General features: G+C 67.6%; 6 protein-coding genes. 3 read left to right on the top strand and 3 right to left on the bottom strand.

Annotated features, from left to right (window positions below):
* Positions 1–63: 63 nt before the first annotated feature.
* Genes AVCA_RS23795 through AVCA_RS23785 form a run of 3 tightly spaced genes read right to left on the bottom strand, consistent with a single transcriptional unit; the run spans position 64 to position 4752 of the window.
* Positions 64–1422, bottom strand: coding sequence for a di-heme oxidoreductase family protein (locus AVCA_RS23795; RefSeq protein WP_012703642.1), 1359 nt, complete (start codon positions 1420–1422; stop codon positions 64–66).
* Between the two features lie 10 nt (positions 1423–1432).
* Complete coding sequence (locus tag AVCA_RS23790; protein ID WP_072432490.1) at positions 1433–2734, bottom strand: ABC transporter substrate-binding protein; 1302 nt, start codon at positions 2732–2734, stop codon at positions 1433–1435.
* An 11-nt stretch (positions 2735–2745) separates the two neighbouring features.
* Entirely contained in the window at positions 2746–4752 is a 2007-nt protein-coding gene (locus AVCA_RS23785; RefSeq protein ID WP_012703640.1) for a TonB-dependent receptor plug domain-containing protein, read from the bottom strand.
* Positions 4753–5493: 741 nt separating this feature from the next.
* On the opposite strand from AVCA_RS23785, the gene AVCA_RS23780 reads away from it, so the two are divergent.
* The 3 genes from AVCA_RS23780 to AVCA_RS23770 all read left to right on the top strand — a co-directional run bounded on the left by AVCA_RS23780 (position 5494) and on the right by AVCA_RS23770 (position 13888).
* Positions 5494–6954, top strand: coding sequence for an SrfA family protein (locus AVCA_RS23780; RefSeq protein ID WP_012703638.1), 1461 nt, complete (start codon positions 5494–5496; stop codon positions 6952–6954).
* 16 nt (positions 6955–6970) lie between these two features.
* Positions 6971–9949 carry a virulence factor SrfB gene (locus tag AVCA_RS23775; protein ID WP_012703637.1) on the top strand — a complete coding sequence of 993 codons (2979 nt, stop codon included), beginning with the start codon at positions 6971–6973 and terminating at the stop codon, positions 9947–9949.
* Positions 9950–11155: 1206 nt separating this feature from the next.
* Positions 11156–13888 carry a putative virulence factor gene (locus AVCA_RS23770; RefSeq protein ID WP_012703635.1) on the top strand — a complete coding sequence of 911 codons (2733 nt, stop codon included), beginning with the start codon at positions 11156–11158 and terminating at the stop codon, positions 13886–13888.

Genomic DNA, 13888 nt, shown 5'->3' with positions numbered 1-13888 from the left:
CTGCCGGCTTCGGGCACTCACCGAGGCGAAGGCGAACCGTCCGGGTTCCGTTGGCCGTGACGATCAAATCGATTTCAGGAACGCCAGCAGCGCCTGCCGGGATTCCGCCGGCAACGCGACGAAGCGCTCGCGGGCTGCCAGGGCCTCACCGGCGTGCCAGAGGATGGCTTCGGTGAAGTTGCGCGCCCGTCCGTCGTGAAGGAAATGCCCCGGCGGGCTGATGCTCTCCACCAGGCCGATGCCCCACAGCGGCGGGGTACGCCATTCGCGGCCGTTGGCCCGATGGTCCGGCCGTCCGTCCGCCAGTCCTTCGCCCATGTCGTGCAGCAGCAGGTCGGTATAGGGGTGGATGGTCCGGTTGCGCAGCAGCGGGTAGGTGGCCCGATCGCCGGTACGCAGTTGCGGGCGGTGGCAGGCGGCGCAACCCAGCGCCAGGAACTGCGCCTCGCCGCGTTGCACCTGGGGATCGTCGCGCTGGCGCCGGGCCGGAACGGCCAGGTGCGCCTGGTAGAACACCAGGTCGTCGAGCTGGGCGTCGTCCAGTTCCGGCTGGCCACCTTCGGCCGTCTGCCGGCAGGCATCCTGCACGGGCGTGCAGGTCTTGTCGGGATATAGCCGCGAGGTGATGCCCAGGTCGCCGGCCATGGCCGAGGCAGTTTGCTCGCGCAGGCTGGCGACGTTGGCCTTGAGGCCGAAGCGTCCCACCCGCCAGTCTCCGGTTTCGGTGCTCCAGACCCGGTTGACCCGTCCCTGGATGCCGTCCACCACCGGGCGCGCGGTCATCTCCAGCAGGGTTTCCTCCGGCACCGCCTCCAGCAGGCCGAGGCCGAATACCGGCGGGCCGATGCGCAGCGAGGTGAGCACGCCGTCCAGCGGGCCGTAGGCCAGTTCCTCCAGGGCCAGGCGGGGACGGCGCAGCATCAGGGATTCGCCGTCGGGAAAGCGGAACGGCAGCTCCTCCCAGGCGATCGCCGCGCGGCCTTCCGGCGGGACGCCGGGAATGCCGGTGTCGTTCAACTGGTCGCCATAGTCGGGATGCGGCAGCGGGCCGCCGTGGTCGTTCTCTCCGGGCAGGGAGAGCCGTACCAGCATCGAGCGCAGGCGCTGCCGGGGACCGTCGGGAGCCTGCCCGCGTCCGTTGAGCGGATGGCAGGAGCCGCAGGCGGGGCGGTTGTACAGCGGGCCCAGTCCATCCACCTCGCCATCCAGCGAAGGGGAGACGACCCAGACCTGGCGGAACAGGCCGCGACCGCGGGCGAAGCGTTCCCTGTCGGCCGCATCCAGGCCGGGCAGCGGCTGGGAAAACGCCTGGCGGCTGACATCGGCCACCGTCACGCCGTCCTGCGCCATCGTGGCCGGAGACCAGCCCAGCAGGCCGGCCAGCAGCCAGCCCAGGGACCATTGCTTGCTTGTCTTGTCCATCACGTATCCGTCAGCCCAGCGACTCCAGTTGCTGCCGGACCTGCCGGCGGCGCTGCTGCGCCTGTTCGCCCCAGCGTGCCTCGATCTCGTTGGCGGCCGTCCGGTCGCCTTCGACCCGGCGGAAGGACGCCTGCAATTGCGGGTCGCCGGCTTCCTTTTCGCCGATCAGCGGCTGGCAAAGCTGCTCGCGTATCGCCGTCAGGCGCTGCCCGTCGCGGGCCTCGCGCTGGTGGATGGCGGTCCAGAGCGCGTGCTGTTCCTCGTGCTGGCGTATCAGCATCTGCTCGAACAGGGCGCTGACCACGCCCAGGCGCGCGCGGCCCAGATCGTTGTCGTAGTCGTAGCCGCCGGCGGCCGCGGCCCGGAACGGGTCGTGATAGCCGGCCGGCAACTGCGGGTAGACCGATTCCCGCACCGGCAGGCGGTGGATATCCGGATGCGCCAGCAGGCGCTGGCCGGATTCCGAGAGCAGGAAAGCGACGAAGGTTTGCGCCGCTTCCACCTGTTTCGAGCCGGCGGTGATGGCCACGTGGGCCGGGTTCAGGCCGCCATGCCGTGGGTAGGCGAATTCCAGCGGCGCGCCGCCGGCGATCGCGCCGGTGACGAAGAAGTCGATGGACAGGCCGACCGCGGCCCGTTGCCCGGTCACTTCGTCGCTGACGAAGGTCGAGCCGCGGTGTACCAGATAGGACAGCCCGGCGATCTCGTTCCACAGGGCCCAGCCTCGCTCCCAGCCGTAGGCCTGCAGGACGATGTCGACCATCACCGGGGCGAAGCCGACTTCGCTGGGCACCGGCAGGGCGATGCGCCCGGCCAGGCGCGGATCGGCCAGGTCGCTCCAGTCCGCCGGGGGAGCCACGCCCAGTTCGGCCAGGGCCCGGCGGTCCAAGGCGAAACCGTAGCCGGCCAACTCGGTGGCCAGGTAGCTGCCGTCCGGGGCGGACAGCCGGGTGGTGCCGACACGTTCGGGCAGTCCCGTACGATCTATTCCGATCGGCCGCCAAGCGCCGGCCTGGCGCAGGCTTTCGAAGGTTCGCGGCGACGCGGCCCAGTAAACGTCCACGCCGCCCTGATCCGGCTGCGAAAGATAGCCCAGGGCGTCGTTCGGGGCGCGCCATAGCAGGTTGAGGCGGATGTCGGGGTGGGCCCGTTCGAAGGCGTCTTCGAAATGCGACATCAGGGCTTCCGGGTAGCTGGTGAGCACCGTCAGCTCGCGCGGGGCGGCCAACAGGGGAGGCGCCGCGCAGAGCAGGCCGAGTCGCAGCGCGCCGCCGAGCAGGCGGCGGCGGGTCAATGAGGCGGGAAAAAGCATGATGGACCCCGTCAGAAAGTCAGGTTGGCCTGCACGACGAAGGTGCGGCCCGGTTCGGGATAGCCTTCGCTGTATTCGTACTCGTGGTCGGTGAGGTTCTGCACGCTGGCGTCCAGTTGCAGGCCGTTGTCGAAGCGATAGCCGCCCTTCAGGTTGAAGACCACGAATCCGGAAGCTTCCTGGGTGCCGTCGGTGGAGCTGTAGCGGCTGGAGGAAGCGTCCGAGCTGGCCATCAGGTGCCATGGGCCGAACCACCGGCCGATACTGAGGAAGCCCTTGTGCTTGGGCGTGTCGGTGAGCCGTATGGAGTCGTCGGAGGAGCGGTTCTGGCGGTTGAGGTAGAGGTAGTTGAAGTTCACTTCCCAGGCGCCCAGGTTGCCGTTCAGCGAGGCTTCCACGCCGTTCATGCGCGCCTCGCTGACATTCTGCATCTGCGAGCAGGGCGGGTTGGAGCAGGCGCTGCCGGCCACGCGCACCGATTGCAGCAGGTCGTCCACGTGGCTGCGGAACAGCGCCAGATCCAGTTCCAGGCTGTCGCTCAGGGCACGCTTGTAGCCGATCTCGAAATGGGTGGCTTCCTCGGTTTTCAGGTCGGGGTTGGGCAGGGCGCTGCCGAAACGGTAGGAGTAGCGATCCTTCATGGTCGGGAAGCGGCTCTTGCGCGCCACGGTGAAGCGCCACAGGGTCCGCGGGTCGGCCTGGAAGAACAGCCCGAGCTGGCCGTTGTTGGTGGATTCGCGCCCGCCTTCCTCCTCGAACAGGCCGGCGGCGCTGGTGTAGGTCTCGGCTTCGCGGCCGTTGCGCCGGTCATGGGAGAAACCCGCGATCAGGGTGAGACGTTCGGTCAGCTTGCGGGTGTACTCCAGGGCGAGGGACTGGGTTTCGTCCTCGAAACGCTGCTTGGGCTCGCCGGCGTCGTGCTCGCGGTGTACGTCCTGCTTGTGGTGGAAGGCCAGGCGCAACTGGTTGTTTTCGTCCAGGGTCCACTCGTCCTCGAGGCTGAGACCGGTGCTGTAGTCGTCGTAGTAGCTGCGAAACGCCCGGGAGGTTTTCTGCGTGCTGTAGCTGTCGTTGTCGTAGGAGTACAGGTCGTTCTTGTAGATGTCGTGGTAGAGGCGGGCCTTGACCTTGTGATCGCCGAAAGCGGTGACCGTGTTGATGTAGTAGCTGGTCTTGTCCCACTTGGGCCAGCGCCAGAAGCGGTTGTAGCTGCCGCCCAGGTGTCCGGCGTAGGCGGGGTTGCCCTTTTCGCCGTCCTGCTTGACGTAGCCCAGCACGTATTCGTCGGTGTCGTTGGGCGTGAAGCCGACCTTGAAGTTGATCTTCTTGTCCTTGCGGTCGCTGTTGCCGCGCCGCCCGCCATCCTCCAGGCGTTCGTCGTCAAAGTTGCCGGGCAGGCGGAAATAATCCTCGTTGAGGTAGGACAGACCCATCTGCGCCCACCAGTTGTCCTGCCGGGTGCCGAAGTTGGCGTATGTCCATTCGCCGTTGTTCTCCGCTCGGTCGGTGAAGCTGAAACCGGTGCCGATCTCGCCTTCGAATTCCTCCTGCGGCCGCCGGGTCACCAGGTTGATCGCCCCGCCCAGGGTGTTCGGGCCGTAGGTCATGGAGCTGAAGCCCTTGGAGACCTCGATCCTGGATAGTTCGAAGGTGGTGAAGCGGCCGAGATCGGGATAGCCGTCGTAGGGCACGTACACCGGGATGCCGTCGATGAAGACGGGCACCTGGCGCAGATCGAAGCCACGCACGTAGACCATCTGCTCGTTGCGAGCGCCGGTCTTGCTGAGACTGACCCCGGGAATCAGGTTGAGCGCCTCGCCGACGGTTTCGCGGTCGTGCAGGCGCATGTCCCGGCTGTCCACCGAGTCCGTGTTGTCGAGGCGGCTGGCGTCGCCATGGCTGCCCAGCACGAAGATCTGGCCGAGTTCGAAGACATTGTCATCGGCCTGGGACAGACCGTTCAGGCAAAGACAGAGGCCGCCCGCCAAAAGGGGCAGGCGAGATGCGGGGTGCTGCATGGAAATTCCCTATTCTATATAACTTAATATATAAAATATAGATCAAATCGATAGCTGTCACAATGGGCCGTTATGGCGTTTATTTTTCAATAAAAACAAAAACTTATTTATTATTTCGTATTTGTTGAATGTCTTTTTTATATATAAAAATTAAATAATATTTACAGAGATACCCCCGCTCGCCGCAATTCTGCCCGCTGAAAGAAGAGCGGGAATGAATCTGGAAAGGAAGAGGAGCACTATCCGCCCCGTGCGACGAGTCGTTCCGTCCGGGTTCGGCAAATCCTCGGAATCGCGCCGTACTGGCGCAGGCACCTGAATATGGACGTGGTCGATGGTTGCCGGTCGGGACCCGCCGGGGCGTGTTCCCCTTGGCCGATATCTTTTTCCGCTGCAGGTTTTCTTCCGCCTCGACGGGAACGCCCGCCATGGGTGCCCGCTCCTTCACGATCCGGGGCCGGCGCTGTCGCCGCGCAACTCCCGCTTCGCCCCGCTGTCCGACAGTCCCGGCGGGGACGGGTGGGGGTTTGCTTCCGAAGCGGCGACCGGGCGAGAATGAGCCGCGCCGCAGGCTTTCCGGGCGGCGGGCTCGCCCGGTTCCTCGGGGCCGCAGCGGCGGCATCGTCCGACTCGCCGGTGGCGAGCGGACGAGCCAGGGGGATTCGCCTGCGTGCCGGAGTGTCGACATAGTTCAGCAAGGCCGGACCTCCACTGGACCGGCCGGGAGAAAGGATGACCAGGATGCCGGGTGCATTGCTTCGTACCGGAACGCTGCGGGAATTCAGGGCGCTCGGCGTCGATGGCCAGCCGGTGCACGGCGTGGCGCTGCAGTTGCGCGAGGCCATCCGCCTGAAGATGCAGCGCGAGGCGGCCGATTGCCTGGCCATCCCGCAATCCAACGAGGCGGGGGACCGCATCGACTGGTACGCGCCGTTCGAGGGCGACGTAGTGCCCTGGTCGGCGGCCACCGCGGAAGAGCGCATCCAGGCCCGTGCCCGGCTCGAGGCGATGCAGGCCCGGTTGCGGGCCACCGGCGAGAACATGCGCGACGACGTGCAGAACCGGGAGAAGCAGGTCTTCGGCCGTCTCTTGGAAAAGGCCCTGTATTTTCCCGATGCCGACCATGTCTATCTGGTCGACGGCCGGCCGGTGGTCACCTTCTGGGGCTTCACCCGGCAGCAGGACGGCCAGTCGCCCGATCCTCTCGCCTGCCTGCAGGTCGCCAGGCCCGCCCCGGCCCCCGTGGCGGACACCGTCTTGCCGCCGCCCGTGACGCCTGCGGCGGCAGCCGCGGCCGCGGTTGCGGAAAAACCCCGCTGGCGGCGCTGGCTGTGGCTGCTGCTCCTGCCGCTGCTCCTGCTGTTGCTGCTGTTCCTCATGCGCGCCTGCGCGCCGACCGTCGAACTGCCCTTCGATCTGTCGCATGTCGACCTGCCCGGCCTGCCGGCCAGGGAAAGGGTCGCGGAAGAGGTCCGGCTGCGCGAGGAGGTGGTGGGCGTGACGGGCGCGGCCGGTGTCGTCGGAACCGAGGGAGAAGGTAGCGTGCCGGTACCGGACGGCGAAATGACTGTCGAGGAAGTGCCGCTCGAAGAGGGATCGGCGAGCGAATCCGAAGCGGGCGAAGCCGCGGCGGTTGACCCCGCGGCCGAAGAGGCGACGCAGGACCGGCAACCGTCCGCCGGGGACGGAGAGAAGGAGCCGGAGGCGACGCCCGAAGACGCACAACAGAAGCCGCCGGTTCCGCCGCAACTCAACGAGGAAAAGCCGGCGCAAGACCCGAAGGCCGCGCAGGAGCAGGAAAAAGGAGCCGGGGAACAGCAAGGCGCCAAGCCCATGAGCATTCCGCCCGAGGCGCTGAAGAGCGGTTCGACCCGTTTCCTCGACGGCAACTGGCGGGCCGGCGCCGGCATCCAGGACGCCAAGACCGGCAAGCCGCTGCAGCTGGGTTACGACTTCAAGGACGGCAAGGGCCAGGTCAGCATCCGCCGTGACGACGGTGTGCGCTGCGCGGGCCCGGTGAACGCGACCGTGCAGGGCGGCAGCCTGGCGATCGCCAGCCAGGGCCAGGCGACCTGCAGCGACGGCAGCCACTACCGCATGCCGGAAGTGACCTGCAAGCCGGATGCGCGCAGCGCGGCCGACTGTACCGGCCGCTACGGCGACCAGGAATTCCCCATGTCGATCCGCCAGGGCGGCAACTGAGGCGAGCACAGGCAGCATGTTTCCGGAAAAGACCGACTACGAAGACAGGATCACCCTGATCATGGGCAGCGGCATCCAGTTCCTGGATTTCGCCGTCAGACTGGAATTGCGCCGCGAGCCGGCCGGCGAGTTCGTCCGGCCGCGCAGCGACGGCCCGCTGGTGCGCCTGCTGTTCGACCCGCGCAACAGCACCTTCCATCATCCGGCCGAGCCGGGCAGGGCGGTGACGCCCGCCTTCAGCGTGGCGCCCGAGGATTCGCTGCGCCTGCTCAAGGGGATCTGGCTGCCCCTGCCGTTCTTCCGCTGCAGCCCGCCGCGGCGCTTCGACGACGGTCCGAGCAACTGGTCGCGGGTGCGCATCGTCGAACTCGCCGAGGGCGAGGACCCGGACGGCAACACCCATCGCGTCACCGTCGCCTTCGACACCAAGGTCTTCGACAGCCACGAGGCCACCGCCTACCTGGCGCCGACCCGCGAGGACGTCCGCGCCGGCGCCAGTTTCGCCCTGGCCCACCGGGCCGACGAGATGGGCTGGTTCCTCGACCTCGGCTGGATCGACGGCTGGCTGCGCGAGGTGTTCAGCGAACAGGCGCGGCTGCCGCCGCTGCGCATGCAGCCCGACGACATCCAGGTCGAGTGCGAGCAGCTCCAGCACCAGGCGCACTACCTCAACCTGCTGCATATCCTCGGCAGCTACCTGCCGGTGCCGGAACTCAAGGTGGTGTCCAACCGCGACAGCGACGTGCACAAGGCGATCCCGGTGGACATGGTGTTGGACGTCGGCAACTCGCGCACCTGCGGCATCCTGATCGAGGACCATCCGCAGGAGAACGACGGCCTGAGCAAGCGCTACGAACTGGAACTGCGCGACCTGACCCGGCCCGAACACGTCTACCCCGAGCCCTTCGAGAGCCGCGTCGAATTCGCCCAGGCGATGTTCGGCAAGGACCACTTCTCGGTGCAGAGCGGCCGCCGCGAGGCCTTCCTCTGGCCGACCATCGCCCGCGTCGGCCGCGAGGCCGGGCGCCTGGCCGGCCGCCGGCGCGGCACCGAGGGCTCGACCGGGCTGTCGAGTCCCAAGCGCTATCTGTGGGACGAGGACAGCTACGAGCCGGGCTGGCGCTTCAACTGCGCCGCGCTGCGCACCGAGAGCGAACCGCACGCCACCGCCGCGCCGGTCGCCGGGCTGATCAACGAGAAGGGCCAGGCGCTCTACACGCTGCCCTTCGACGAACGCATGCCGGTGTTCCACCCGCACTATTCGCGCAGCTCGCTGATGACCTTCATGCTTTCCGAGGTCCTCGGCCAGGCGCTGATGCAGATCAACAGCCCCTCGCAGCGCCTGCGCATGAGCCACTCGCGGGTACCGCGCCACCTGCGCTCGATCATCCTCACCGTGCCGCCGTCGATGCCCAAGCCGGAGCGCGAGATCTTCGCCAAATGCATGGAGCAGGCCATCGGCCTGGTCTGGAAAAGCCTCGGCTGGCACCCCGAGGACGACCCCGTCGACCTCAAGGACCCGCAGAGCCGGCAAAGCGCCTGGCCCTGGTTCCCCGAGGTCCATGTGCAGTGGGACGAGGCCACCTGCGGCCAGGTGGTCTACCTGTTCAACGAGACGCAGAACAACTTCGCCGGCCGCTCGGAGGAGTTCTTCGCCGCCATGGCGCGGCCGGACCAGCCGAAACGGGACCGCCTGACCATCGCCTCGATCGATATCGGCGGCGGCACCACCGACCTGGTGATCACCGAATACCGCCTCGACGACGGCGTCGGTGGTAACGTCTACATCTGTCCGGAACAACGCTTCCGCGACGGCTTCAAGGTCGCCGGCGACGACATCCTGCTCGACGTGATCCGCCAGTTCGTCCTGCCGGCGCTGCGCGAAGCGCTGTCGCACGCCGGCATCGCGGTGCCCGAGGCGTTGCTCTCGCGGCTGATCGGCAGCGAACCGCTGGCCGTGCAGGAGGCCGTGCTGCGCCAGCAGCTCAGCCTGCAGGTGTTCGGCCCGATCGGCCTGCGCCTGCTCAAGGCCTACGAACAGTACGATCCGCTGGAGCCGGGCAGCCGGGTCAGCGCCACCTTCGGCGAACTGCTCGGCGAGACGCCCACGGCGGACGTGCTCGACTACGTCGCCGGCGCCGTGCGCCGCCAGTTGGGCAACGAGGCGGCGCCCTTCGACATCCTCGCCACCCCGCTGGACGTCAGCCTGCGGCGCATCCACGAGGCCTTCATCGGCGACCGCATGAGCATCGGCAAGACCATCCAGGCGCTCTGCGAGGTGGTCAACGCCTACCCCTGCGACGTGCTCCTGCTCACCGGCCGGCCCTCCTGCCTGCCCGGCGTGCAGGCGCTGTTCCGCGAGCTGCTGCCGCTGCCGCCAGGGCGCATCCTGTCGCTCAACCAGTACCGTACCGGCGGCTGGTACCCCTTCAACAAGCTCGACCGCATCGAGGACCCGAAGACCACCGCGGCGGTCGGCGCCATGCTCTGCCTGCTGAGCCGCGGCCTGCGCCTGCCGAACTTCTACTTCCGCGTGGCGTCCTTCCGCTCCTACTCGACGCTCAGGAACCTGGGGCTGATCGACAACAACAACGTCCTCAAGGACAGCAACGTCTACTACCGCGACATCGATCTGGACGATCCCGACTACCGCCTGCCGGACACCCCCTTCGACATGCGCGGGACCATGCGTCTGGGCTTTCGCCAACTGGCCTGCGAGCGCTGGTCGGCGGCGCCGCTGTACATTCTCGCCATCGAGAATCCGCGGCTGCGCGAGGAGATGGCGTCCAAGGGGCTGGTGCTCAAGGTGCGCCTGGGGATCAGGCCGTCGCGCAACCCGGCCGAGGGCAGCGAGCGTTTCGAACTGCTCGGGGTGGAGTCGGACAACGGGGCGGTGAGTCGGGCGCATGTGCGGCTGAAGCTCAATACCCTGCCCGATGCCGGGCTGGGCGAGTCGCAGTACTGGCTGGACAGTGGGAGTGTGTTTCGGAAATGACTAGTGGGGCGCGTTGGTGTTGGCCTGGCTTTTGGGGTGAGGACGGGGCGTTTTCCTCGGCCCGGCCTACAGGTTTCGCCTTGCACGGCGAGTCACTTTTTCTTGTCTGGCCAAGAAAAAGTAACCAAAAAGAAGGCCACCCCCGTCGTCAGGCCCTGCGCTTCGCTCCGGGTCCCCTCCCTCCATCGCCGCTCCAGGGGCCCGGCCCGAAGGGCCATCCATGGCCCACGGACCTTTCGCCGCATCCATGCGGCTCAACCCCTTGCGCGGCGATTCCGTTCGGCCTGACGAAGGGGGAAACGGGTGCAGTTCCTACCTCCGCGAAAAGCCAAATGAAGAGCCAAGAGCCAAAAGCCTTTTTCAGGACTGCCCCCAAACTTGCAAGCAACTCCCCAGTCCCGTTCAGCAGGCCGAGCGCAGGCGTTGCGGAGGGGGACGCGAGGCAGGACGCCGAGCGAGTCACGAAGGGACAGGGACGTCCCTTCGTGACGTGCCCCCGGAGCGGCGCCGGAGCGAGGGAAGTCCGACGCAGCCGGGGCTGGATGAGCGGGCGCGCTTTCTCTTTGGTTACTTTCTCTTTGCGCGAGCAAAGAGAAAGTGACTCGCCGTACAAGGCGAAACCTGTCGTATCAGCCGAGGAAAGCATTCGGCTCGGTACCAAGCCTTCCCGCCAGTTCCCGAAAAACCCTCCGCTCCAGGCAGGAAAAACGTATCGGAGCGATGCCGAAGCGAGGGAAGCCCGACGTAGCCGGGGCCGGATGAGCGGGCGCGCTTTCTCTTTGGTTACTTTCTCTTTGCGCGAGCAAAGAGAAAGTGACTCGCCGTACAAGGCGAAACCTGTCGTATCAGCCGGGGAAAGCATTCGGCTCGGCACCAAGCCTTCCCGCCAGCTCCCGAAAAACCCTCCGCTCCAGGCAGGAAAAACGTATCGGAGCGATGCCGAAGCGAGGGAAGTCCGACGCAGCCGGGGCCGGATGACCGGGCGCGCTTTCTCTTTGGTTACTTTCTCTTTGCGCGAGCAAAGAGAAAGTGACTCGCCGTACAAGGCGAAACCTGTCGTATCAGCCGAGGAAAGCATTCGGCTCGGCACCAAGCCTTCCCGCCAGCTTCCGAAAAACCCTCCGCTCCAGGCAGGAAAAGCGTATCGGTCCGGCACCGAAGCCCCAGAATATCAACGCCGCCTCGCCCCACAGGGAACCCCGATCGATGACCTACCCTGACCAATCCCCCGAACGCCTGTCCCAGAGCTGGTCCGCCGTCTACGGCGGGGCGGGCGAGGCGATCCGCTGGATCGACGAGGTGCGCCGCAGCGCGCCGCGCCTGGACAACGAGGCCGACGACCTGATCCTCAGCCTGCGCCGCGTGCGCAACACCGCGCGGCGTCTCGGCGCGGTTTCCGCGCTGCCGATGACCGTGGGCTTCTTCGGCCTGTCCCAGGCCGGCAAGTCCTACCTGATCGCCACCCTCGCCGCCGGCGCCAACGGCAAGCTGGAAACCGACCTGGGCGGCGACCACCTGGACTTCCTTGTCCACGTCAACCCGCCGGGCAGCGGCAAGGAGGCCACCGGGCTGGTCACCCGTTTCAGCCGTACCGCCCGGCCGGGGCCGGCGGAGTTCCCGCTGGAACTCAAGCTGTTCGCCGAGATCGAGCTGGCCAAGGTGCTCGCCAACTCCTTCTTCAATGACTTCAACACCGAGAAGGTGCGCTACCGCTTCGAGGAGGCGGCGATCCGCCAATTGCTCCGCGAGCTGGAGCGGCGCCGCCAGCCCTATCCGGTGCCGGGCGTCGACGCCGATGCCGTGGTAGACCTGTGGGACTACCTGCAGGGCAGCTTTCCGGGTTCGCTGGGCGCGCTGGCGGCCTACTACTGGCCGGCCGCCGTCGAGCTGGCGCCGCGCCTGGCGCTGGAAGACCGCGCCCGGCTGTTCTCGATCTTCTGGGGCGAGATCCCCGAACTGAGCGACACCTACCTGGCCTTCGCCCGTACCCTGACCAGCCTGGGCCACGCCGAACGGGTCTTCGCGCCGCTGGGCGCCCTGGTGCGGCCGACGCCGCAGGGCGGGCTGTCGCAGGCCGACAGCATCATGAACGTGGACATGCTCGAACGCCTCGGCCGGGACAACGACCTGCGCATCGCCGTGCGTCCGTGGAAGGACGGCGCCCTGGGCGCCGAGGTCGAGCTGACCCTGGCGCAACTGGCGGCGCTCACCGCCGAGCTGGTCTTCCCGCTGGTCGAGCCGACCAGTGAACCGCTCTGCGAAGAGGTCGACCTGCTCGACTTCCCCGGCTACCGCGGCCGGCTCGGCGTCGAGTCGCTGGACGAGGTGCGCCGCGCGGTGAACAACGAGGACAGCAACCCGGTGGCGCAGCTCCTCCTGCGCGGCAAGGTCGCCTATCTCTTCGAGCGTTACACCGACAGCCAGGAAATGAACGTGCTGATCGTCTGCACGCCGTCGAACAAGCAGTCGGACGTCACCAGCGTCGGCCCGGTGCTGAGCCGCTGGATCGACCGCACCCAGGGCGAGACGCCGGCCGAGCGGGCGCGCCGCAAGCCGGGCCTGTTGTGGGCGATCACCATGTTCGACATGCGCATCGGCAGCGACCTGGACAAGGGCGAGGACCTGCTGCGCCTGGGCTGGGGCAGCGGCGGCATGATGAAGATGACCATGCTGGAACGCTTCGGCCAGTACGCCTGGCTGCAGGACTGGGCCGACGGCCGGCCGTTCGACAATACCTTCCTGGTGCGCAAGCCGCGCATGAAGGTGACCTTCCTCGACCTCGACGGCGGCCGGGAAACGGCCATCCACGAGGCCGCTCGCGAGTCGCTGGCGCTGATGCGCCAGACCTTCTGCGAGGACGAGACGGTCCGCCGCCACGTCCGCGACCCCGAGGAAGCCTGGGACGCCATGCTGGCGCTGAACGACGGCGGCATGGGCCGCATCGGCCGCTACCTGCGCCAGGTCGCCCTGCGCGAGGTCAAGCAGGGGCGCATCCGCGAGCAACTGGATGCCATCCTGCACCTGATCGAGAACCGCCTCGGCCACTGGTTCCAGGCCGAGGGCGCCGGCGAGCTGGAGCGCAAGCGGCGCATCGCCCGGCAGATCTCCGACGCCCTGTGGCCGCGGCGCCTGCTGCTCGGCGAGCTGCTGCAGCGCATGCAGCTCCCGGACGACCTGCTGCGCGCGCTCTACCTGCGCGCCGGCGAGGAAGACGAAGCGCCGCCGCCGGCCGCCGGCGAACGCCTGCTGCCGGGCGCCGCACCGCTGGCCGGGGCGCTCAATCTCGGCCTCGACCTGAACGGCGACGACAGTTTCGATCCCTTCGGCGACAATGGCCCTTCCGGCGCGGTGCCCGCGGCGCCGGCGCGGCAGGCGCGCGGTAGCGACGCGCGCTTCGCCCAGGCGGTGCTGCGCGAGTGGATCGGCCACCTGCGCCACCTGCCCGAGGACGTGCGCCTGATGACCTACCTGGGCTTTGCCAAGCCGGCGGTCGAGGCTCTGATCGACGAACTGGTCACCGGCGCCAGCCGCCTCGGCCTGGAGCAGCGCCTGTTGCAGGCGATCGTCAGTACCGAGCAGGTCGGTACCAAACGCGAGCAGCTCGCCGGCCGCCAGGTGCTCACCGCCAAGACGGTGCTCGGCGACTTCATCGGCTGGCTGGGCTTCATCGAGCAGTCCCTCGAACAACGCCCGGACAGCCGCATCGAGCGCGACGCCAGGCTGTTCCAGCCGGCGCCGCCGATCGCCCCGGGCCAGTTGCCGCGCCTGACGGAGCAACCCCAGGACTACACCCGGCGCTACGTCGGCGACTGGCTGGTGGCCCTGGCGCGGATCGCCGAGGAAAATGCCGGACACAGCGCCGGCCGGGAAATCAGCCTCGAAGAGAACGAAGCGCTGGGCCGCATCCTCGCCACCTTCCAATCGGCACGGGCAGACTGA

Source organism: Azotobacter vinelandii CA (assembly GCF_000380335.1).
GTDB classification, from domain to species: Bacteria; Pseudomonadota; Gammaproteobacteria; order Pseudomonadales; family Pseudomonadaceae; genus Azotobacter; species Azotobacter vinelandii.
The sequence above is the reverse complement of the archived record's forward strand: the minus strand, read 5'-3'. Positions and strand labels throughout refer to the sequence as shown.

Coding starts and splice junctions, on each gene's coding strand:
- AVCA_RS23790 (WP_072432490.1), bottom strand. CDS start 2,734: ATGCTTTTTCCCGCCTCATTGACCCGCCGCCGCCTGCTCGGCGGCGCG.
- AVCA_RS23770 (WP_012703635.1), top strand. CDS start 11,156: ATGACCTACCCTGACCAATCCCCCGAACGCCTGTCCCAGAGCTGGTCC.
- AVCA_RS23780 (WP_012703638.1), top strand. CDS start 5,494: ATGCCGGGTGCATTGCTTCGTACCGGAACGCTGCGGGAATTCAGGGCG.
- AVCA_RS23775 (WP_012703637.1), top strand. CDS start 6,971: ATGTTTCCGGAAAAGACCGACTACGAAGACAGGATCACCCTGATCATG.
- AVCA_RS23795 (WP_012703642.1), bottom strand. CDS start 1,422: ATGGACAAGACAAGCAAGCAATGGTCCCTGGGCTGGCTGCTGGCCGGC.
- AVCA_RS23785 (WP_012703640.1), bottom strand. CDS start 4,752: ATGCAGCACCCCGCATCTCGCCTGCCCCTTTTGGCGGGCGGCCTCTGT.